A 19,286-nucleotide genomic window follows, 5' to 3' on the forward strand; every position below is an offset into this window, starting at 1 on the left:
GCGCCACCGGGGACGGGCCGGTCGCACGGGTCGTCGTGCAGGCCCGTCGTGCGGGGCGGGCTAGGAGGCGGTGCAGCCGACCACGCGGGGCAGGTTCCAGTTGCCGTTGGCCATCACGGTGAAGCCGAAGCCGGTGGAGGCTCCCGCCGCCAGCGTGCCGTTGCCGCTGGGCCGCACCGTCATGCTGCTGCCGCTGGTGGAGAACGAGGCGTTCCAGGAGTTCTGGATCGACTGCCCTCCGTTGAGCTGGATGTTCACCGTCCAGTTGCTGATGGCCGTGGAACCGGCCCGGACGGTGGTCTGGACGTTGAAGCGGTCGCCCCAGCGCTGCGACTCCTGGAGGGTGGCCGTACAGGTGGGGCTTCCGGTGCCGCCGTTGCCGCCGCCCGTGGTCGTGCCCGTGGTGGTGCCGCCGCTGTCGGTGCCGGCGGTGGTGCCGGTGGTGGTGCCGGTGGTCGTGCCGGCGGTGGTGCCGCCGTCGGTGAGGGTCGGGGTCTGCCAGCTCCGCCACTGGGAGAGGCTGGCGGACTTCTTCGCGGAGATCCGGAAGGTGCCCGGGGCGCTGCCGCTGTTCAGCAGGAACCTCTGGATGCTCTGCCGCATCGGGGTCTGCCACTCGGACCGCGTGGCGCAGTGGTCACCGCTCTGGACGTCGGACCAGTAGGTGATGTTCTGCTGCGCGCCGAGGGCCTTGTAGACCTCCGCGCCGCCCAGCGCCGCCACGGCTCCGGACTGGGCGCCCAGCCAGTCGATGTGCGGGTTGTCCATGATCAGCAGCCCGCGCGGCGCGATCATGCCGATCACCTCGTGGGTGTCCACCGGCAGCGAGTTGGGGTTGCCGGTGTAGGAGCCGAACGCGTCCCCCAGCCACGGCTGCTCCGAGTAGGCGCTGCTCAGGGGCTGGGCGCCGCTCTCCCGGGCGATCGAGCGCATCGCGCCCACCCCGCCGCTGCCGGACTCGACCGGCATGGTCAGCGCGATGCGCTGGTCGAACGCGCCGGCCACGAAGGCGCCCTTGCCGTAGCGCGAGCAGCCGGTCACGCCGGTGGCGTCCGCCCGCAGCACGTTGCCGCCGGAGGACTCGATGACGTCGATGATGCGGCTGACGCCCCAGGCCCAGGCGTTCAGCAGGCCGGTGCCGCTCTGGGCGCCGTAGATGCTGTAGAACGCGCCCGACTTGTTGTTCCGCCCCGTGCCCTCCTGCCCGACGGCGAGGGGGTCGTAACTGATGACGGCGGCACCGGAGTTGCGGATGGTGGCGGTGTCCGCTCCGAACCCGCCGTAGACGATCACGGCCGGGAACGGGCCGGAGCCGCTGGGCAGTTGCACGTTCGCCGAGAAACCGGCGCTGCGCCCCTGGTGGCTGACGTTGACGGTGATCCGGGAGGACGAGACCGTGCCGGTGACGCTCTCGGGCTTGGCGGGCTTCTGACCGTAGACGGTCCGCTCGGCCAGCTCCCTGATCTCCGCCCGCCGGCACCGCCAGTCGGCCTTGGACGTGACCCGCGTGCCGTTCATCTTCGTGAACGGGTCGGGGAGCATCGAGGTGTTGGTGGAGCCGCCCTGCCCCACCTGGCAGTCGGCACCCTCGTCCTCGACGGGCGAAGAGGCCGGCACGGTGGCGGCCTTGAGGGCGCCGGCGGTGTCCGCCTGCGCACCGCCGAGGGTGGTGACGGTCAGGCCGGCGACGGCCGCGAAGGCCGCCGCCGCCCATGTCCAGGGCCGATGTCTGCGGGAGCGCATGTGGGGGACCTCCAGGGTGAAGGCGCGCGGCCGTTGACGGTGCCCCTGCCGGGCGGCGGGAAGCCATCCGCTCGCCGGTGCGTGCCGGTTCGTGGGGGGTGCGCCGGTCCGGTCGGTGAAGGCGCCGACGCGAGCGCGACGGTGGGGGTGGTGCGCGGATCGCGGGGTGCCGGACCGGGACCGGGAGCGCTCCCAGGCTAAGAACGGGGTTCCGTGCCTGACAACATGTGGAACAGGGGCCGTTCAGGTTGACCCTTTTCGGGCCCTTACCGGGAGTCTTGGAGCCCGCCATATCCGGTCGGAGCAGGGGAAATCGGCTCCGCAGGTCACGGTTCGCGCCGCCTTCCGATAGGAATTTCCAGCCGTATTCCGGTACGCGGCCGTATTTCTTCCGGAACGCGCTTCGAGTGCGCACCGGCCGCCGCGGAACCCGGCCGGGACGGGAGGCGGTCCGCCCCGCCGGGCGGCGGCGCCGGACCCGTCCGGCGGTCGGCGGCATCGCGGTCGGCGCGCCCGTCCCCACCGCTCCGCGAGCCGGTGAGTCCGGCCGGGGCCGTTCCGGGGGCCGTGGGGGAGGATGCGAGGATGGCGGGCATGGACATCCTGCGCAGGAACAACGTCACCGTCACCGGCAACCCGAGCGGGCCCGCGGTCGTGCTGGCCCACGGGTTCGGTTGCGACCAGAACATGTGGCGCCTGACGGTTCCAGCGCTGGCGGACGCCTACCGGGTGGTGCTGTTCGACTACGTCGGTTCCGGCCGCTCCGACCTGTCGGCCTTCCGGGAGGAGCGCTACGCCGTCCTGGACGGCTACGCCCAGGACGTGGTGGAGGTGTGCGAGGCGCTCGACCTGCGCGAGGCGGTGTTCGTCGGGCACTCGGTCAGCGCCATGGTCGGTGTGCTGGCCGCCCGGCAGGCCCCCGGCAGAGTCGGAGCCCTGGTGATGGTCGCCCCCTCCCCGTGCTACATCGACGACGACGGGTACCGCGGCGGATTCAGCGCCCAGGACATCGACGAGCTGCTGGCCTCCCTGGAGGCGAACTACCTGGGGTGGTCGGCCGCCATGGCCCCGGTCATCATGGGCAACCCGGAGCGGCCCGAGCTCGGCGAGGAGCTGACCAACAGCTTCTGCGCCACCGAGCCCGACATCGCCCGCGTCTTCGCCCGCACCACCTTCCTGTCCGACTCCCGCGGCGACCTGAAGACGGTCGACGTGCCGACGCTGATCCTCGAGTGCGCCCAGGACGTCATCGCCCCGCGCGAGGTCGGCGCCTTCGTCCACGCGCAGATCCCCGGCTCGACGCTGGTCACGCTGGACGCCACGGGGCACTGCCCGCAGCTGTCCGCGCCCGAAGCCACCAACCGGGCGATCACCGACTTCCTGGCCGAGCTGCGATGATGTGCCGCATCGGGCAGGAGCCCGACCCGTACGGAACGGGAAGCGAGGAGGCCGACGGCGTGCCGTTCGCCGCCCTGCTGGAGGACAGCGCCGAAGAGCTGTACGAAGCCGCCCCGTGCGGGTACCTGTCCACGCTGCTGGACGGCACCATCGCGAAGATCAACACCACGCTCCTGGGCTGGCTCGGCCTGGACCGGGACGTGGTGGTGGGACGGATGCGGTTCGCCGACCTGCTCACCGTCGGCGGCAAGCTCTACCACGAGACGCACTTCGCCCCGCTGCTGCGCATGCAGGGGGAGATCAGCGGCATCGCCCTGGAGCTCAGAAGCGCGAACGGCGCACGGATACCGGTTCTTGTCTCCTCCGTCCTCAAGTTCGGCTGCGAGGGCGAGCCGCTGCTGGTCCGCACCACCGTCTTCGACGCCCGCGACCGCCGCTCCTACGAGGAGGAGCTCCTGCGGCGCAAGCAGGAGGCGGACGCGGCGCGCGAACAGGCGGAGGCCGACCGGGCCCGACTCCAGGAGGCCCTCGCCATACTCCAGCAGAGCCTGCTGCCCGACACGCTTCCCGACGTCCCCGGGCTGGAAGCGGCCGCATACTACCACACCGCCTCCCCCGACCGGCTCGGCGGCGACTTCTACGACCTGTTCGCCGTCGACGGCAAACGCTGGGCGTTCTTCCTGGGGGACGTGTGCGGCAAAGGCCCTCAGGCCGCCGCCCTGACGTCGCTGACCCGCTACACCCTGCGCGCCGCGGCCCTGCACGACCCCGACCCCGTCGCCGCCCTGGCCACCCTGAACACCGTGCTCCACGAGCGCTACACCGGCGGCGACCCGCGCTACTGCACCGCCATATTCGGCATCCTCGAACCCGACCTCGACAGCGGCCACGTCACCGTACGGCTCGCCTCCGGCGGTCATCCGCCCGCGCTGGTCCTGCGGGCCGAGGGCGGCTGCGACTTCCTGCCCACCCCGGGCGGACTCCTCGTCGGCATCCTGCCCGCCCCCCGCTTCACCGCCGTCACCACCACGCTCGCCCCGGGTGACACCCTCCTGCTCTACACCGACGGCCTCACCGAGGCACGTGTCGGCCCCGACGGGGCCCTGTACGGGGACGCCGCCCTGCGCGCCTTCACGGCCGGCCACGCCGGGACGCCCCCGCACGCCGTCGTGCAGGCGCTGTCCGGGCTCCTGGAAGACTTCGGCGACGGCCTGGACGACGACACCGCCCTGCTGGCCCTCGGAGTCCCCGCCGCCACCCACCCGACCCCCGGCCCTGCGACGAACACCTGATATGAGCCCGTTGAAGATCACCGTCCGAGACGCCGCGACCGGTCCCGTGCTGGAGGTCGTCGGCGAGCTGGACTACGCCAGTGCCGACGAACTGCGCACCGCCGCCGCCGGCCTCGTCCTGAGACCCGGCCAACGCCTGGTCATCGACCTCGGGGGCATGGAGTTCTGCGACTCCAGCGGCATCACCGCTCTCCTGGCCGCCCGCAACCACGCCATGGCGGCCCGAGCCGACACGGTCCTGGCCGCCGTGCCCGCCAACACCTCGCGGGTCCTCCGGATCGTCGGTCTCGACCAGGTCTTCCCCCTGTACCCCGACACCGCCGCCGCCACGGGCGCCTGACCGGCAGCGGCGCCGGAGCCCGTGGCGGCGCCGGAGCAGGGGCGGCCCTTCCCGCCCCGGTGGGGCACGACCGCCGCCCGGCCCGGTGGCCACCCGGTCCCCGCCGCCGGCGTCCGGCGCGAAGGGCGCCGCCGGAACCGCGGTCGCATGCCCGCCGAGCGCCCGTGAGCCCCGGGAACGCTGTGAGCCCCGGGAACGCCGGGAACGCCGGACTCACTCATCCAGGGCCTCGGCCATCCGGTCCAGGTCGGAGAGGAACGTGGCGAGGCGTTCGGCCGGGACGGCCTCGGTCATCCGCCGGTCGATGGCGTAGACGGCGGCGCGGGCCGCGGTGAGGCGGCGCAGGCCCTCGTCCGTGAGGTGGGTGGGCAGCGCCCGGCCGTGGTCGGTGGTGGGCGCGCGGGTGACGAGGCCGGCCTCCTCCAGGCCGCGCAGGACCACGTTCATGGACTGCCGGGTGACGAAGGCGCCGCGGGCGAGCTCGGCGTTCGACAGACCGGGCTGCTGGTCGAGGAGTTCCAGGCACGCGTACTGCGGCACGGTCAGTCCCCGCTCACGCAGCGCCCTGTCCATGGCGCCGCGCAGGGCGGCGGCCGCGCGTTTGAGGCGGTAACCGAGTCGCCGGGTCACGTCGTCGGGCCGGAGCGCATCGTCTCTCATGTCAGGAGTTTGACACAAGGAGACGGCGAAGCCTACCGTCGTCGATGTCAGAGTCCTGACACTCTCGTCATCCCAGGAGCCTCCCGTGACCACCTCCGTTGCCGTCGCCGGCCCCGACTTCATCGCCCTGCAGGTGCGTGACGTCGAAGCGGCGGCCGTCTTCTTCGAGACGCGGCTCGGCCTGAACCGGGCACCCGCCTCCCCGCCCGGAGCCGTCGTCTTCACCACCGAGCCGATCGCGTTCGCCGTACGCGAGCCCCTGCCCGGTGTCGACCTCGACAGCGCCGGACAACCCGGCCTCGGGGTCGCCCTGTGGTTCAGGGCCGACGATGCCCAGGCTCTCCACGACCGCCTCCGAGCCGCCGGAACCACCATCGTCAAGGCGCCCGAAGACGGCCCGTTCGGCCGGATGTTCACCTTCCTCGGCCCCGAGGGGTACACGCTCACCGTCCACGGGAGCTGACCGCGCACACCGTCTCCCGCGGCGGCCGGCCGGACACGGGGGCGAGGCACCGGCCCGCGCACCGGCGGGAGGCGGTGCCCGGCGGCCGGACCCGTTCGCCGCCCACCCCGCGACGTGCCGACGGCGGAGGCCGCACGGGGGCGGGCGCGTGCGCGAGCCGAAGGGAGCGGAACGCCGCGGGCCCCGCCCCGTTCCGGGGGCTACCCGGCGGGCAGGGTCTCCCGCATCGCCTGTGCGGTGGCGGTCGGGTCGTAGCCCTCGGGGACGCCCTCGACCAGGATGATGTCGCCCTCGATGTGCCGTGAGCGCAGCGGCGCGATCTCCCGGTAGGCGGGGGAGTCCCACCAGGCCCGCGCCTCGGCGATCCCGGGGAAGCCGATCACCACGACGTGCCCGGGCCAACTGCCCTCCTTCACCTCGTGCTGCGTGGCGTGCACGAGGAAGCGGCCGCCGTACGGCTCGAAGGTGGCGGGGATGCGCTCGATGTACTCGGCGATCTCCGGGTGCGGGGCGGCTTCCCGCAGATGGGCTATGGCGTAGGCGCGCATGGCGTCGTCCTCTTCCGGTCGGTCGGGCTCCGTACGCGGATGATCGTGGCATCCGGACGCGCCGGGGTCGATGACCTGACGGGTAAGCGGCCGGGGGGCCACGTCCTGCCCAGGTCCGGCCGGGCCGGGGTCCGGGAGCGAGCGCTCGCCGGGCCCCGCGGCGCGGGGGCGTCAGCGCCGGGTGAGGGGCGCGATGGGCACCCTGGTGAAGGTGAGGGTCTCGTAGGGCGACGCGGCGCCCCTCTCGTACAGCACCCCCACCGTGTCCGGGCCGAGCGGGACCAGGTCGGAGTAGGCGGCGGGGCCCGCCGTCAGCCGTGGCCCCTCGCGCCAGGTGCGTCCCCGGTCGTGGCTGACGCGCAGCGTCATCGCCTTCCGGCTCCCGGGGTCGGCCGGCCCCGAGAAGAGCAGCGCCGGTGATCCCGGCGGGCGGGGTTCGACCCACAGCACGCTGCCGTGCACCACGGGCCCGGTCAGGGCGGGCTGGGGGCGGTAGGCGGTCAGCAGCGCCGTGCCGCCCGGTTCCAGATAGGCGTCGGCCCTGGTGGCGGACGCGGTGTCGCTCTGGTTGCGGACGTTGGTGTAGATCAGGCCGCCGGGCAGCTCGGCCAGGGCGTTCTCCTCCAGACGCAGGCTCGCGTCCTCCGGCTGGGCCACGTAGCCGAGGCGCCAGGTCTCCCCTCCGTCGTCGCTGTGGAGCGAGTGGGCACCGGAGCGGTGCACGGAGGCCGCCGTGCGGTAGCTGTGATTGGCCGGGACCAGCAGGCGTCCGGCGTGCGGGCCGTACCGCAGAGCCAGAGCGTGGCCGGGCCCCGTTCCGTACCAGTTCCAGTGCTCCGGCTTCACCTGCCCGGTGATCTCCCGGGGCGGCGAGAAGGTGACGCCGGCGTCGTCGCTGTGCTGGACGAACACACGACGGTGCCCCATCACCCCGTGGACGTTCCGGCAACTCAGCAACACGATTCGGCCGGTCGCCGGGTCGACGACGGGGGAGGGGTTGCCGACGGTGTCCCTTCCGGCGTCGGCGACCACCCGCAGCGGTCCCCAGGTGCAGCCGCCGTCGAGCGACCGGCGTGCCACCACGTCGATGTCGCCGTCGTCCGCGAGGGAGCGGACGCGTCCCTCCGCGAAAGCGACCAGCACGCCGGGAACACCCCGCGCGGCGTCTCCGCCCGCCTCTTCGCCCACCCCGACGACGGCCGGGATGCGGAAGCCGCGGTAACCCCCCGTGTTCGAGGCGAAGGGCACCGACTCCACGCAGCCCTCGGCCCCGAGGGCCGGCCGCGCGGGCAGCCCGGCGGCGAGACCGCCCAGCAATGACAGCAGGGCGGCCCCCGCCACACGACGGGACACGGTGATCACGCCCCCAGTGTGCGAACGGCCGCCACGCCGCGGACGGCGACGCGCCGCGGACCGGGCCGCATTGCGCGACACGGCCGAGCCCGCGCCCCCGAGTGGCGGACACCCCGGCACGGCGCGGGTCCCCGACCGGTCGCGGGCCGGGGAAGCCGACGCCAACGGGGGGGCGGTGAACGCGTCCTTCACCGCCGTGGCCGCCGTGGCCGCCGTGACGGCCCGGCGCACCGGTCGCCGAGGACGGCCGGGCGAGGAAGCGCGGCTTCGCCGGCGGTACCGGACGGGCGGCCCCGTCCGCTCACCCCAGGTCCACGTCCTCGGCGATGCTCCGGGCCATGACGTAGGGCTCGCCGCGGAACCCTTCGTAGAGCGTCTCCGCGAGGTTCACACCGAGTTCGTCCTGAACCTCGCCGAAGTCGAACTCGTGCACGGTGCCCGTGACGCGGACCGGATCGTCCTCGTCGACGGACGGCATGTCCTTCTCGATGACCAGCAGCGGCTCGACGTCACCGAACTCATCGCCGCCGACGGTGAAGGCCCAGGGCGAGATGACGTCCTCGACCCGGCCCTCGAACGTCCTCTCCCGGCCGATCACGGATTCGGCGTCACCGCGTTCGAACGCCTCGTGCACCTCGCTGATGCCCTCGGCGTCCTCCCCGCCGCACCCCGACAGTCCGGAGAGCACGGCCATCAGGGCGAGTGGCACCGCCGCCGACCGTACCGGTCGCCGCCGACGCGGACCACCCGGGACGCACCGCATGGAGTCTCCCCTCACCGCCGGATCGCTCCCGGGCCGGCACAGCCACCAGATACCAGGAGCAAAGCCACAGAACGGACGATCCTCATTGTCACCGGCGCACGACCACGCCGCCACGCGAAGCCGGACGCCCTCCCGCCCGGCTCCGGTCCGCCGCTGGCGGAACGCCCCCGTCGGCGAACCGGCGCGCCGCCCCTCACTCCGCGCCGACCGAGGTGCCGACCGAGGTGTCGACCGAGGTGGCCACGACGTACTGCTCCTCCTCCCAGTCGGTGAGGAGGTCGTCCTCCCAGTCCACGCCGAGCCCGTCCGCCACCTCCTCGGGCACGAACCCCTCCCGGACGACGCCGGTGACCTCCACGGTGCCGCCCTCCCTCACGTCGGCGGCGTCCGCGGAGACGACCAGGAGGCTCCTGACGTTCCCCCTCTCGTCGCCGACGCCGGCGTCGTCGTCCGCTTCGGCGACGGTGAAGGCGTGCTCGTTGACGGCCTCGTCGACGTCGGTTCGGATGGTGATCCGCTTGCCGGTCCAGGTGCTGACGTCGTTCCAGAACTCGGCCTCCGCCAAGTCCCCGTACACGAAGTCGTATCCGTCCCCGTCGCCCTGCGGGTCCTCGACATGCACGGACGCCTCGGGGGCGGGCGTCTCGTCGCCGCCGCAGCCGGCCAGGCCCGCGGTACCGAACACGACGCCCAGCACGAGGGCGAACGGCAGGGCGGCGGCTCTCCGTGGCCGGCGGCACTTCGCGGTGGAGTGCATGTCCTCGGTCCTCTCACCGTGTGGGCCCGTACGTGCCCGGAGTAGCCGGGCACCGGAGCCACGAAACCAAGGCGGGGGAGCATTCCGGCCGGGGCGCCGGATCTCCACTCAGGCGGCGGTACGGGCCGGGCGATCCCGGCCCGGATCGATGTGGCGCCCCGGCCCGGCCGGAGGCGCGGCCGGGCCGCGGGGAGGGAAAAGGCCGGGGCCGGGGCGTGAGCGATCACGCCACCGGCCCGGCGACCGGGACGTCCCTCGCCCACCTCGACCTGCCGCCCGCGCCGGACGTGGCCGAGGACGTCGAGTTCAGCGGGAGCGTGTCGACGGCGATGACGCTTGCCCCGGCGGCGCCGGCGCCGACCGAGCGGGCGGTGTCCCTGCTGCGCGAGGTGTTCGATGTCGCCTACGGCGAGACCGCCCGGGCCGCCGGCAGGGGCTCCGCGGCCGTCCGCCGGATCGCCCACCGTGCCCGTCCGCACGTCAAGGCCCGCCGCCCCCGCCGGGCGGCTCCGACGGCCGGGCGGAGCGGGCGAGGCGTGGGCCGCGCACCGCCGGGGCGGTCACCGTCCGCATGGCCGGGGTCGCGGCGCCCGTCGCCCCTACTCGAAGAACTTCAGGCTCCAGCCCGTGTCGGTGTTCGGGCCGGGGACGTTGGCGCGGCGGTAGGTGGTGTTGCCCCACCAGCAGAACGTGCCGGTGTACCAGTACCGGTTCTCCCACGTGTACGGCGTTCCCTTCGCAACCGCGTGGAACATCAGGGGAAACCTCGGCCCGGCGGGCGGGCTCGTGCCGATGTCGCCGTCGAGCAGGACGAAGCTGTGGTGACCGGGGCCGTCGACGTGCAGGGTCGGGTCCCAACCGGGCATCATCGTGCCGGAGTTGGAGCCGAACAGGCAGCCGTTCGACTTGTACCAGTCCCACACGTGCGTCGGGTCGCCGCCGGCCCGCAGCCTCAGGTCGGCCAGACAGTACTGCCCGCTCCAGCTGCCGTTGGCCGAGTACACGATGTGCAGCTGACCGTTCGGGTCCCTGATCGCCTCAGGCGCCTCGTTGATGAACGGGTTGCCGACCACCCGCTCCCAGCTCTCCCGCGGCTGCGAGATGACGTACCGTGCGCCGGTCGGCGTGGTGGGGCTGCTCATCCGGGCGATGTAGAGGTTCTGCTCGACGTTGGTGTCCCCGGCCCAGCCCGACCAGACGAACCAGCGCTGCCCGTTGAAGGTGAACAGGGTCCCGTCGATGGCCCACTTGTCGTCGGGCAGCGCCAGCTTCGTCTCGGCGGTGTAGCCGCTGTCCGGGCCGGCGGAGCTGATCACGTACATCCGGTGGGCCGGCCCGCGGCCGGCCGAGAAGTAGATGTAGTAGCGCCCCCCGTCCCTCACGATCTCGGGAGCCCAGACCTCACCGAGGCCGCGGGTGTCCGACCAGACCTGCCGGGCCGGAGCCGATGCCAGACCGGCCGTCGAGGCGGCCTGCCGCACGGCGATGCCGCCGCCGGTCGACTGCACCGAGACGTAGGTGCCACCGACCCGCAGGACGCTCGGGTCCGCGGCCCGCAGACCGGTCTGACCCGCCCGGGCGGGCTCGGCGGACGTCAGGGACATCGCGGCAGCGAGGACGCCGGACAGCACGAAGGCCGCCGCGCCGGAAAGACAGCGAGAGAGTCTCATGGTCCCGTTCCAGGGTCGGCCTCCGCTTCGACGCCGGGCCGGTGAAGGAACGCGGCACGGGGACGACGTCTGGCCGGGGCCGCGTCGGAGGGGGCTGCGGGGCGGGCCTGGCCATCGAGTACCTGCGCTTCCACGCCGGTCCACATCGGTGAGAGCGCTCTCACAGCATCCTGAAATGAAGCGGCCATGTCAACGCATGGACAGGCCGCCCCACTCGGGCCCGGCCACCGGGAGGATCCGGCGGACCGGGACGGGCGGACGACGCCCGGCTCCGCCCGGTGCCGCCGAACCGGGCGGAGCCGGGCGAGGGAGGGAGGGGGCGGTCCGCGATCAGGAGGTGATCCGGTGCCGCGGCGCGGCACGGTAGCACCGCGGGCCGGCGGGATCCGCTTCCGGAGCCGTCTGACGAGCCTGTGTCGACTGCCCTGCCCTTGCCCTTGTCCTGATCTGCCTTGTCCTGTCCTGTCCTGCCCGGGTGTCAGCCGACTCGCCGGGCCGGCACCCGTCCCGGCCACCGCCCGGACGCGAAACGTTCGGTGGAGGTGAAACCGTCGCGCTCGTGGAACGCGACCGGTTCGCCCCCGCCGCCGGCCCGGCGGTCGACCCGCAGCAGCTCCACGCCCGCCCGCCGGGTCTCCTCGGCGGACGTGCCGGCCGCCGGGCGGGAGCCGCCGCCGGCCGGGGGTCAGGGCAGGGGGCCGCCGCTGTGGCCGACGACGTGGAAGGCGGTCCCGCCCTCACCGGCGGTGCGGGACGTCAGGCGGTGTTCGGCCCACTCGGCGCGCAGTTCGTCGTCGGTGACCGTCCACCACTCGTAGTCGGCGGTGGTCTCGGACACGCACCGCCCGTCGCGCAGGGTTCTGTAGGTCATCCTCCAGGTGAGGCGCTGCTCGCCGGAGGGCTCGGCCTGCACCCAGCCTTCGTAGTCCTGCTCGCCGACGCGGAAGGCGCCCCCCCTGGCCGGCGGCACCGCCACGGGCGTGTGGGGCTGCTGGTTGTTGACCAGCAGCACTCCGCCGGGCTCCAGGCGCTCCGCGATCCTCGCCCACAGGCGCCGGCGCTGTCCGGGGGTCAGGTGGCCCAGCACGTTCATGGCCATGACGGCCCTCGGGCTTCGGGGGAACGCGTAGGTCTGGGCGTCGGCGGCGACCACGGTGACGGTGTCGCGCAGGGGCGGGGCGTCCACCAGCCGGGCGAGCAGGGCGGTGCGCATGGCGGGGGAGGGCTCGACGGCCACCACGGGGACGCCGGGCAGGGCCGAGGCGACGGCCCGCACACCGCGCCCGGATCCGGCGCCGAGGTCCACCACCGGCCCCGACAGGGCGGAGAGGGACTCCAGTTCGGCGGTCAGGGCGGGAGACACGCCGTGCCAGAAACCGGCGATCAGCGGATCGATGTACGGGGCGGACGACGCGTAGGGATCGGACACCGTCGACTCCTCTTCCTGGTGACGACATGCGGACTCGGCAGGGGGAACGGGTGCGGAGCGGGTCACCGGGCCCGGCCGGTTGCGGAGGCCGGCCGGGCCCGGCGGGGGTCAGTGCCTCACGCCGCTGAGTTCGTTGGGCGCCTCGGGCAGGGTGACCGAGGCGAGCTGCTCGCCGGACTCGACGTCGATCGCGTGGAGCTTCCTGGTGGAGGGGTCGGAGACGTAGGCGGTGTGGTCGCGTACGAAGATCGCGGGGCGGGGCCGCTGCCACTCCAGCGGCTCGCGCCACTGGTCCATGACGGGGATGGTCCGGGTGACCTTCCCCTTCTCGGGGTCGATGACGTGGATCTTCCCGTCGGTGCCCAGGACGAGGGCCTCGCCGTGCGGGCCGCGTGCCAGGGAGCGGAAGGTGTAACTGGTGCCGAGGTCGACCAGGCGGAGCTCGCCGGTGCGGGTGTCGATCAGGGAGACCTGCTCGGGGCGTTCCAGTTCGGCGTCGGCGTCCTTCTTGTAGTCGCCCAGGACGACGGGGGAGTCCTCGGATCCGGCCTGGTTGCCGATCCGGCCGTACTCGGTGGGGCTGTCCACCTTGGTGATGGCGCCGTCCCGGTAGATCAGGACGCCGTTCTCGCAGCCGATGACGACGGCCTCGTCCTTCGCGGTGGCCTCGCCGTGGACGCCGGGGCACTGCTCGCTGCGGGTGACCTCCTTGCGTTTCTCGTCGAGGACGGCGATGCCGCTCCTCTCCTCCTCGGTGCCCAGGGTGGTGACCAGGCGGCCGTCGGCCAGTTCGACGGCGACGCCGTGGTGGGGGGAGGGGGAGGTGTAGGTGGTGGTCTCCGGCTTTCCGCCGGCGAGGTCGTCGGGGTCGAAGGAGGTGACCTCGCCGGTGCCGTCGGTGAACAGCACGGTCCGGCCGGCGTGGTGGACCACGTGGCCGGGCTCGGCTCCCGGGAACTCGACGTCCGTGAGCCTGCCGCCGACCGCGTCCAGGGCGCGGAACCCGCTGCTGGTGGAGACCATCACGTGGCGGTCGTCGCCGGCCGGGTTGACCCGGTTGAAGCCCGGCAGGGGTATGTCCTCGGCGATCTCGAGGGTTTCGCCGTCCAGGACGTAGAGGCCGCCGTCGTAGGTGGTGACGACGGGGTCCGTGACCGCCGGGGCCGGGGTGCCGGACCTCGCGTCGGTCTTCTTCGCGGAGGACCCGGTCTCCCGGGTCTGCTGTCCGCCGCACGCGGTGAGTGCGAGGGAGGTGGCCAGGAGGAGGGCGATGCCCGCGGCCTTCCGGGGGCGTGCCGTGTCGCTCATGTCGGTGTTCTTTCTCTCTCGTGACCCGTCCGTGGACGGGGCTGTGTGGGTCAGTCGGTGCCCAGGCCGTCGGCTATCGCCGTGGTGTTGGCCCGCATCATGTCCAGGTAGGTGGGGGCTCCTCCGCCCTCCTCGGTGAGGGATTCGGAGAACAGCGGGACGACCTCGACGTCCAGGCCGCTCTCGCGCCTGAGGACCTGGGCCAGCCGGTCGGGCCGGGAGGAGTCGGCGAAGATCGCCCCGACCTCCGCCTCCCGGACCGCGGTGGCCAGGGACTCCAGATCGGAGGCGCTGGGCGAGGCCAGGGTGGTGCCGCTGGGGATCACGGCGCCGACGACGCGGAAGCCGAACCGCTGGGCCAGGTATCCGAAGACGTGGTGGTTGGTCACCAGGCTGCGCCTGTCCTCGGGGATCCCGTCGAAGCGCTGCCGCATCCAGGAGGCGAGGTCCTCGACCTTCGCCCCGTACCGGTCGGCGTTCTCCCGTACCGCGGCGGCGTCGACGCCGCCGACGTTCTCCACGACCTGTTCGGCGATGAGGTCGACCGCGGCGCGGACGCGGTGGGGATCGGTCCAGAAGTGGGGGTCGGGCTGTCCGGCGGTGTCGTCCGAGGCGTGGGCGAGGGGGTCGACGGCGTCGCCGACGGCGAAGGTGGCGGTGCCCGCCTCGCGTGCGGCGTCCACGTGCCGCAGGACGTTCTCCTCCAGCCCGAGCCCGTTGTACACCACCAGGTCGGCCTGTTCGATGCGGGCCGCCTGCGGGGCGGAGACGCCGAAGGAGTGCGGGTCGGCGCCCGCCTCCATCAGCACCGTCACCTCGGCCTCGTCGCCGACGACGTTGCGGGTGATGTCGCCCAGGATGTTGGTGGTGACCACCACGCCGGGGCGATCGCCGCCACCGCCTCCCGCGCAGCCGCCGAGGAGCGGCAGGACGCAGGCCAGGGTGGTGAGCAGGACCGCTGCGGTGCGGCGCCGGGCCGCCGGGGCAGCGGTCCTCATCGTCCGGTCTCCACCATCAGGGCGGGGGCGAAGTCCAGGGTGAAGGTGCGCGCCCGCCGCAGGTCGTCGTCGTAGTCGATCTCGTGGACCTTCCGCGCCGCGACGTCGTTGACGTAGGCGCGGCCGGTGTCGACCTCGATGACGGCCGCGGCGACCTGCCGCGGTGACGCGCCGGCGAGCAGGCCGGTGCTCGCGGTCCGCTTCCCGGTGGCGGAGTCGTACGCGCTCAGGGTGCCGTCCTCGGTGAGGACGAGCAGCGGGGCGCCCTCGCCCGCGGTGTTGGCGGCGGCGACGGGGCCGGTCTCCACCTTCTTCCAGGTCCGTTCGGTGACGTCGAGCACCCACACCGCGTCGTCGCCGGCCGTGGCGACGAGGGTGGTGCTGCCGGGCCGGTGGGCGAAGGCGACGGCCCGGTCGCCGGCGTCCACGGGCTGTCCGTAGGGGATCTTCTCGCCGGTGAACCCACCGTCCTCCTCGGTGACGAGCAGGGCGCCGTCGGAGCAGCCGAAGACGACGCCGCGCCGGGTCACGGCCTCGCCGCGCACCCGCGGACAGCGCTCGGTGAGGGACGCCACCGGCGCTCCCGCCCGGTCGCGCACCTCGACGGTGTCCCGCGCGGTGCCCGTTCCCGCGACCAGCAGGTGTTCCCGGTGGGGGACGACCGGACCCTCCCCGGACCGGCCGGTGACGGGGCGCCCCTCGCCCACGCCGCCGTCCTCCAGCGCGGCGCGGTCGAACAGCCGGGTGCCGCCGCCGGAGGTGACGGCGGTGAGGGCGGTGTCGCTGTGGACGTGCTCCGGCCGTCCTCCGCCGATCTCCCCGACGTCGCGGATCCTCGAGCGGTAGTGGTGCACGTGGTCGCCGTGGTCCACCGTCCAGGCGCCGCCGTCGACGACGCGGACTCCGGTGCCGGTGCCCAGGTAGGCGAACCGGCCGTCGCCGGTGATGTCCCGCACCCCCTCGGCGCGCCCGGCGGGGGACACCTCCTCCGTCGTGAGGTCCAGGACGTGGATCTCGCCGGTCCGGGTGTCGGCCATCACCAGACGCGGCTGCTGCTCGGCGGTCTCCTCGGCCCCCTCGACGTACCCGTGGGGCACGCCGGACGGGGACGGCTCGGTCCGCGGAGGCTTTCCGCCGCCCGGACCGCTCTGGCAGCCGGCCAGCAGCGCGGCCGTGACGAGGGAGGCCGACAGGGTGGTCGCCGCGCGGGTCTTTGCGGGTTTCATGACGAGCGCTTGTGCTCCGTTCACGGAAGTGCGGGCGTTCAGGGGAGGGGGGCGGGGGAGAGCCGCACATGACGGGCCCGGCGGTTCCACAGGGCGGCGGCGAGCTGCGAGAGCAGGAACTGCGCGACCGCGGCGGCGGCGATCGTCGCCCCCGCGGCGGTGCCCAGGTGCCAGGACAGCAGCAGACCGAGGAACGTCGCGACGGCGCCCAGGCAGGCGGCCCCGGCCATGATCGTCGGGATGCGCCGGGCCCAGGGGAGGACCGCGGCCGGGGGCGCTATCAGCAGGCCGAAGACCAGCAGCGTCCCCACCACGTGGAACGAGGCGACGATGGCCAGCGTCAGGAGCCCCAGCAGCGCGGCATGGGCGAGGCGGGGACGCAGTCCCAGGGTGTGGGCCTTGCGCTCGTCGAAGACCAGGGCGACGAACGGCCGGTGCCCCGCGGCGGAGACGACCAGGGCGATTCCCAGGGCCGCGGCGAGGTGGACGAGATCGCTCCCGCGCACCGCGAGCACGTCGCCGAAGAGGAACCCGGTCAGGTCGACGGCGAACGACTGGGAGCGCGAGACGATGATCACGCCCAGGGCGAGCATCCCCACGAAGAGCAGGCCGATGCCCGTGTCGTGCGACAGCCGGGGGGCGCGGCCGAGGGCGGTGACCCCGAGCGCCATGGCGGCCGCGCTCACGGCCGCGCCGACCAGGAGGTTGCCTCCCAGCAGCGAGGCGACCGCGACTCCCGGCAGCATGCCGTGCGACATCGCGTCGCCCAGGAAGGCCATGCCGCGCAGCACCACCCACGTGCCGGCCAGGGCACAGATCAGCGACACCAGAATGCCGCCCCACAGGGCGCGCTGCACGAAGGCCACCTCGAAGGGGCCGGTCAACCACTCCATGGCATATGAACATATAATGAAAACCGTTGTCATTACAAAAAAGCGCGGGAGAGGTGCCCAGGTGAAGCAGCGGGTGACGCTCGACGAGGTGTCGGCGGGCTATGCGGGACGGCCGGTCCTGTCCGGGTTCAGCGCGCGGATACCGGCGTCGGCCGCCACGGCCGTCGTGGGACCGAACGGAGCGGGCAAGTCCACGCTCCTCGGTGTGCTGGCGGGCGTGGTGGCCGCCACGGCCGGAACGGTGACCCACCGCACCCCTGTCCGCCCCGCCCTCGTGCCGCAGCGCAGCGCCGTCTCCGACGCGCTGCCGGTCACGGTGCGCGACACCGTCGCGATGGGCAGGTGGGGGCGCCTCGGGCCGTTCGGGCGCCTGTCGCGGCACGACCGGTCGGTGATCGAGGCGTGCATGGACCGCCTCGGCGTCGGCGGTCTCGCCGGGCGGCGGCTCGGTGAACTGTCCGGAGGGCAGCGGCAGCGCGTGCTCGTGGCCCAGGCGCTCGCGCAGGAGGCCGACCTCCTGTTGCTCGACGAGCCCGCCGCCGGCCTCGACGCGGAAGCCCGGCGGAGGATCACCGGGGTTCTCGACGAGGTGACGGCGGAAGGCGTCGCGGTCGTGCACGTCACCCACGACCCGGTGGCGGCCGGACGGGCCGACCACTGCCTGTTGCTCGACGCCGGACGCCTCGCCGCGCAGGGCCCGCCCCGGGAGGTGCTGGCCGACGGGGTGCTCGAACGTCTCCGGGGGCTTTCCCGGCAGGCGTGGTCCCCGGCGCCGGAGGAGCGGGCCGGCGCTCCGGGGGGCCGGGGGTGAGGCCTCCGCGGTCGTCCCGCGGTTTGCGGGGCGGGGTTCTCCCTCCGGGCGCGGGAACACCCTTCCGGTGACGTGCCGTCACGGGCCATGATGACCCCTCGGGGAAACGGTTGTCGTTTCCTTGTCGCGCTCGTCCGCGGGGCGCCGCCGGACGCCGGATCCGGATCGGACCGCGCTCTCCTCTTGCAAACGAAAACCGTTGTCATTATATGCTCTGGCTGTCCCCGGTGAACGTCTCGGCGCACCGGGGGGCAGGCGTGCCGTGCCGCCGCCGTGCCGAACGACCGGGCGATGAGGGGGAGTCGGATGTCCGTTGACGGAGCGATCGTTCCGCCGGAGCGACTGCGGTACGCGATGCGGGAGGCCGCCGGGGCCGCACTGGCCGGCGCCGACCTCACCCGTTCGGCGGCCTTCGCCGACGAACTGGACGCCGCCGCACTGCTGGCCATGGCCCGGGTCCTGCGCCGCCACGGACTGTTCCGCGGCGACGGCGACCGCCACGGGACGGGGGAGGTCCTGGACGCGGTGAAGGTGGCGCCGCGTCACCGCCGGATCGTCCGCCGCTGGCTCGCCGCACTGGTACGGGAGGGGATGCTCACCCTCGCCGACGACGGCCGCTTCACCGGTCTCGCGGCCGCGGACGGCGCCGCGCTGGAGCGGGCGGCGCGGCGGGTGCGGGAGGCCGGGCGGGCGCTCGGCCACGGGCCGGAGATGGCCCGCTTCCTGCTGGACGCCATCGGACACCTCCCGGAACTGCTGCGTGACGAGATAGCCCTGCAGGCGCTGCTCTTCCCCGACGGCACCATGGACACGGCCGACAGCACCTACCGCGAGAACACCGTCAGCCGCTACGTCAACGCGATGGCCGCCGCCGCACTGCGCGAGGCCGCCGCACGGCGGGAGCGGCGCGGTCCGCTGCGGGTCCTGGAGGTCGGTGCCGGAGTCGGCGGGACCACCATCGACATGGTCCCCGCGCTCGCCCCCCACGCCGGACGCGCCGAGGACGGCACCCCGGGCGTCGACTACCTCTTCACGGACGTCTCCCGCTTCTTCCTCGTCTCCGGAAGGGAGAGGCTGGGGGACCGCCCCTGGATCCGCTACCGCCTGTTCGACGTGAACCGCGAGGCCGCCGCGCAGGGCTACGAGGCGGGGTCCGCCGACGTCGTCGTCTGCGCCAACGTGCTGCACAACGCCCGGCACATCGGCCGCGTCCTGTCCGGACTGCGGAGGCTGCTGACTCCGGGCGGCCTGCTCCTGGTCATCGAGACCGGGCGCGAGCACTACCAGATCATGACCTCGATGGAGTTCCTCATGTCGCCCGGCCCGGACGACCCGGACCGCGACTTCGAGGACTTCCGCCGCGGCCTCGACCGGATCTTCCTCACACGCGCCGAGTGGCTGCGCGAACTGGCCGCCGCCGGCTTCGGGCCGACCGTCTGCCTGCCCGGCCCCGACGGGCCGCCGGCGCGGCTGGGCCAGTACGTCTTCGCCGCCACGGCTTCCGCGTAGTACCGGCCCCCGCGCCCGTCCCACCGTCTTCCTCCCCACCGCACCGTGCCCAGGAGCAACCGCATGCCGTCGTCCCCGCCCCTGCCGTCCCCTTCCGCGGATCCCGCGGACCGTCACGTTCCCGC

Annotated in this window: 18 protein-coding genes and 2 pseudogenes; 7 read left to right on the plus strand and 13 right to left on the minus strand. The window is 73.7% G+C overall.

What is annotated here, in order from left to right; translation table 11 throughout:
• Positions 1–60: 60 nt before the first annotated feature.
• Positions 61–1,743, minus strand: a complete 1,683-nt coding sequence (locus QC029_RS25990) for a cellulose binding domain-containing protein (protein WP_279558241.1) — start codon at positions 1,741–1,743, stop codon at positions 61–63.
• A 594-nt stretch (positions 1,744–2,337) separates the two neighbouring features.
• Between QC029_RS25990 and QC029_RS25995 the strand changes: the two genes are divergently transcribed.
• From QC029_RS25995 to QC029_RS26005, 3 genes are read left to right on the plus strand one after another with little or no spacing between them, the layout of a single operon-like run.
• A complete protein-coding gene (locus QC029_RS25995) occupies positions 2,338–3,141 on the plus strand; it encodes an alpha/beta fold hydrolase (protein WP_279558262.1) in 804 nt (267 codons plus the stop codon).
• Positions 3,141–4,433 carry a PP2C family protein-serine/threonine phosphatase gene (locus QC029_RS26000; RefSeq protein WP_279558263.1) on the plus strand — a complete coding sequence of 431 codons (1,293 nt, stop codon included), beginning with the start codon at positions 3,141–3,143 and terminating at the stop codon, positions 4,431–4,433. The genes QC029_RS25995 and QC029_RS26000 overlap by 1 nt, the downstream gene beginning before the upstream one ends.
• Position 4,434: 1 nt before the next feature.
• The gene (locus tag QC029_RS26005; protein WP_279558242.1) at positions 4,435–4,773 is read left to right on the plus strand and encodes an STAS domain-containing protein; all 339 of its coding nucleotides are present in this window, start codon (positions 4,435–4,437) and stop codon (positions 4,771–4,773) included.
• Between the two features lie 213 nt (positions 4,774–4,986).
• Here the strand turns inward: QC029_RS26005 and QC029_RS26010 are convergent, their stop codons facing one another.
• Positions 4,987–5,433: a MarR family winged helix-turn-helix transcriptional regulator gene (locus QC029_RS26010; protein ID WP_279558243.1), complete on the minus strand. Its 447-nt coding sequence runs from the start codon at positions 5,431–5,433 to the stop codon at positions 4,987–4,989.
• Positions 5,434–5,518: 85 nt separating this feature from the next.
• Here QC029_RS26010 and QC029_RS26015 point away from each other — a divergent pair, with 85 nt between their 5' ends.
• Entirely contained in the window at positions 5,519–5,896 is a 378-nt protein-coding gene (locus QC029_RS26015; protein WP_279558244.1) for a VOC family protein, read from the plus strand.
• A 200-nt stretch (positions 5,897–6,096) separates the two neighbouring features.
• Here the strand turns inward: QC029_RS26015 and QC029_RS26020 are convergent, their stop codons facing one another.
• From QC029_RS26020 to QC029_RS26035, 4 genes are all read right to left on the minus strand, one after another.
• Positions 6,097–6,444 carry a DUF1330 domain-containing protein gene (locus QC029_RS26020; RefSeq protein WP_279558245.1) on the minus strand — a complete coding sequence of 116 codons (348 nt, stop codon included), beginning with the start codon at positions 6,442–6,444 and terminating at the stop codon, positions 6,097–6,099.
• A 171-nt stretch (positions 6,445–6,615) separates the two neighbouring features.
• A complete protein-coding gene (locus QC029_RS26025) occupies positions 6,616–7,806 on the minus strand; it encodes an exo-alpha-sialidase (RefSeq protein ID WP_279558246.1) in 1,191 nt (396 codons plus the stop codon).
• 292 nt (positions 7,807–8,098) lie between these two features.
• Complete coding sequence (locus tag QC029_RS26030) at positions 8,099–8,506, minus strand: hypothetical protein (protein ID WP_279558247.1); 408 nt, start codon at positions 8,504–8,506, stop codon at positions 8,099–8,101.
• A gap of 247 nt (positions 8,507–8,753) precedes the next feature.
• The gene (locus QC029_RS26035) at positions 8,754–9,317 is read right to left on the minus strand and encodes a hypothetical protein (RefSeq protein ID WP_279558248.1); all 564 of its coding nucleotides are present in this window, start codon (positions 9,315–9,317) and stop codon (positions 8,754–8,756) included.
• A gap of 278 nt (positions 9,318–9,595) precedes the next feature.
• Here QC029_RS26035 and QC029_RS26040 point away from each other — a divergent pair.
• Positions 9,596–9,820, plus strand: a pseudogene (locus QC029_RS26040) (RNA polymerase subunit sigma-24); the annotation flags it as partial.
• Between the two features lie 96 nt (positions 9,821–9,916).
• Here QC029_RS26040 and QC029_RS26045 read toward each other — a convergent pair.
• The 7 genes and pseudogenes from QC029_RS26045 to aztB form a co-directional block, all read right to left on the minus strand.
• Positions 9,917–10,987 carry a glycoside hydrolase family 43 protein gene (locus QC029_RS26045; RefSeq protein WP_279558249.1) on the minus strand — a complete coding sequence of 357 codons (1,071 nt, stop codon included), beginning with the start codon at positions 10,985–10,987 and terminating at the stop codon, positions 9,917–9,919.
• Positions 10,988–11,465: 478 nt separating this feature from the next.
• Positions 11,466–11,633, minus strand: a pseudogene (locus QC029_RS26050) (GNAT family N-acetyltransferase); the annotation flags it as partial.
• 39 nt (positions 11,634–11,672) lie between these two features.
• A complete protein-coding gene (locus QC029_RS26055) occupies positions 11,673–12,416 on the minus strand; it encodes a trans-aconitate 2-methyltransferase (protein ID WP_279558250.1) in 744 nt (247 codons plus the stop codon).
• 108 nt (positions 12,417–12,524) lie between these two features.
• Positions 12,525–13,724, minus strand: a complete 1,200-nt coding sequence (gene aztD / locus QC029_RS26060; RefSeq protein ID WP_279558251.1) for a zinc metallochaperone AztD — start codon at positions 13,722–13,724, stop codon at positions 12,525–12,527.
• Positions 13,725–13,774: 50 nt separating this feature from the next.
• Positions 13,775–14,722 (minus strand): zinc ABC transporter substrate-binding protein AztC, encoded by a 948-nt coding sequence (gene aztC / locus QC029_RS26065; protein ID WP_279558252.1) that lies wholly within the window; start codon positions 14,720–14,722, stop codon positions 13,775–13,777.
• Positions 14,719–15,948, minus strand: coding sequence for a hypothetical protein (locus QC029_RS26070; protein WP_279558253.1), 1,230 nt, complete (start codon positions 15,946–15,948; stop codon positions 14,719–14,721). The genes aztC and QC029_RS26070 overlap by 4 nt, the downstream gene beginning before the upstream one ends.
• Positions 15,949–15,986: 38 nt before the next feature.
• Complete coding sequence (gene aztB / locus QC029_RS26075; protein WP_279558254.1) at positions 15,987–16,841, minus strand: zinc ABC transporter permease AztB; 855 nt, start codon at positions 16,839–16,841, stop codon at positions 15,987–15,989.
• Positions 16,842–16,902: 61 nt separating this feature from the next.
• Here aztB and aztA point away from each other — a divergent pair, with 61 nt between their 5' ends.
• Complete coding sequence (gene aztA / locus QC029_RS26080; RefSeq protein WP_279558255.1) at positions 16,903–17,652, plus strand: zinc ABC transporter ATP-binding protein AztA; 750 nt, start codon at positions 16,903–16,905, stop codon at positions 17,650–17,652.
• Between the two features lie 306 nt (positions 17,653–17,958).
• A complete protein-coding gene (locus QC029_RS26085) occupies positions 17,959–19,161 on the plus strand; it encodes a class I SAM-dependent methyltransferase (RefSeq protein ID WP_279558256.1) in 1,203 nt (400 codons plus the stop codon).
• The last annotated feature ends 125 nt before the right edge of the window (positions 19,162–19,286 follow it).

It is taken from the genome of Streptomyces sp. DH37 (assembly GCF_029813835.1).
GTDB lineage: Bacteria > Actinomycetota > Actinomycetes > Streptomycetales > Streptomycetaceae > Streptomyces.

What these genes read in the sequence shown, in the direction of transcription:
- QC029_RS25990 (WP_279558241.1), bottom strand. Translation starts at nt 1,743, where the DNA reads ATGCGCTCCCGCAGACATCGGCCCTGGACATGGGCGGCGGCGGCCTTC.
- QC029_RS25995 (WP_279558262.1), top strand. Translation starts at nt 2,338, where the DNA reads ATGGACATCCTGCGCAGGAACAACGTCACCGTCACCGGCAACCCGAGC.
- QC029_RS26000 (WP_279558263.1), top strand. Translation starts at nt 3,141, where the DNA reads ATGTGCCGCATCGGGCAGGAGCCCGACCCGTACGGAACGGGAAGCGAG.
- QC029_RS26005 (WP_279558242.1), top strand. Translation starts at nt 4,435, where the DNA reads ATGAGCCCGTTGAAGATCACCGTCCGAGACGCCGCGACCGGTCCCGTG.
- QC029_RS26010 (WP_279558243.1), bottom strand. Translation starts at nt 5,433, where the DNA reads ATGAGAGACGATGCGCTCCGGCCCGACGACGTGACCCGGCGACTCGGT.
- QC029_RS26020 (WP_279558245.1), bottom strand. Translation starts at nt 6,444, where the DNA reads ATGCGCGCCTACGCCATAGCCCATCTGCGGGAAGCCGCCCCGCACCCG.
- QC029_RS26035 (WP_279558248.1), bottom strand. Translation starts at nt 9,317, where the DNA reads ATGCACTCCACCGCGAAGTGCCGCCGGCCACGGAGAGCCGCCGCCCTG.
- QC029_RS26045 (WP_279558249.1), bottom strand. Translation starts at nt 10,987, where the DNA reads ATGAGACTCTCTCGCTGTCTTTCCGGCGCGGCGGCCTTCGTGCTGTCC.
- aztD (WP_279558251.1), bottom strand. Translation starts at nt 13,724, where the DNA reads ATGAGCGACACGGCACGCCCCCGGAAGGCCGCGGGCATCGCCCTCCTC.
- aztC (WP_279558252.1), bottom strand. Translation starts at nt 14,722, where the DNA reads ATGAGGACCGCTGCCCCGGCGGCCCGGCGCCGCACCGCAGCGGTCCTG.
- QC029_RS26070 (WP_279558253.1), bottom strand. Translation starts at nt 15,948, where the DNA reads ATGAAACCCGCAAAGACCCGCGCGGCGACCACCCTGTCGGCCTCCCTC.
- aztB (WP_279558254.1), bottom strand. Translation starts at nt 16,841, where the DNA reads ATGGAGTGGTTGACCGGCCCCTTCGAGGTGGCCTTCGTGCAGCGCGCC.
- QC029_RS26085 (WP_279558256.1), top strand. Translation starts at nt 17,959, where the DNA reads ATGTCCGTTGACGGAGCGATCGTTCCGCCGGAGCGACTGCGGTACGCG.